Annotated in this window: 2 protein-coding genes; both read right to left on the bottom strand. The window is 49.4% G+C overall.

Annotated elements, in window-relative coordinates; translation table 11 throughout:
• Positions 1-232, bottom strand: a 232-nt coding sequence (locus NE664_12665) for a phosphate ABC transporter, permease protein PstA (protein ID MCQ4727488.1), incomplete at its 3' end; no start/stop codon positions are given.
• On the bottom strand, positions 225-630 hold a 406-nt coding region (locus NE664_12660; protein MCQ4727487.1), incomplete at its 5' end, for an ABC transporter permease subunit. The genes NE664_12665 and NE664_12660, both read right to left, overlap by 8 nt.

The following is a 630-nucleotide window of genomic DNA, read 5'->3' as shown; positions in this document are numbered from 1 at the left end:
CGAAGGTACCCCTGATTGTGCTGGGAACAGTGCTTAAGAATTCCCAGTTGATCTGCGAGATTCCGCGGAAAAAAACGTACCCCATAATTCCGATCAGAATCAGGATGGATATGGAGGCGCAGAGATAGATGAAAAAGGTAAGAACGGAATCGGATACCCGCGTCTGTCTGCGGCAGATGCTGTTATTTATAACAGAGTCTTTATGGAAGGGAACTGCGATCTCGTTAGTCATGCTGTACATCTCCTTTCTTTAAGAGCCTGGTCAGAGAAATATTAATGATCATAATAAATGCGAACAGGACAAGACCAATGGTAAAGAGCACCTGTTTGTGAAGACCTGCCGAGTAGGACATTTCCGATACGATCGCCGTCGTAAGGAAGCGGACGGAGTTGAAGGGAAGCGGGAAATTGACGGAGCTTCCCGATACAAGGCTGATCGCCATGGCTTCGCCGATGGCGCGGCCGGTGCCCAGAACGATGGCTGTTATAATACCTGATTTTGCTGCCGGAAGTACAACCTGGAAAATCGTCTGAATCTTTGTGGCTCCCAGAGCCAGAGAGGCGCTTCGCAGTTCCTTTGGAACGGAACGGAGCGCGGATTCGCTGATATTGATGACTGTGGGGAGAATC

It is taken from the genome of Anaerotignum faecicola, assembly GCA_024460105.1.
GTDB lineage: Bacteria > Bacillota > Clostridia > Lachnospirales > Anaerotignaceae > JANFXS01.
The sequence above is the reverse complement of the archived record's forward strand: the minus strand, read 5'-3'. Positions and strand labels throughout refer to the sequence as shown.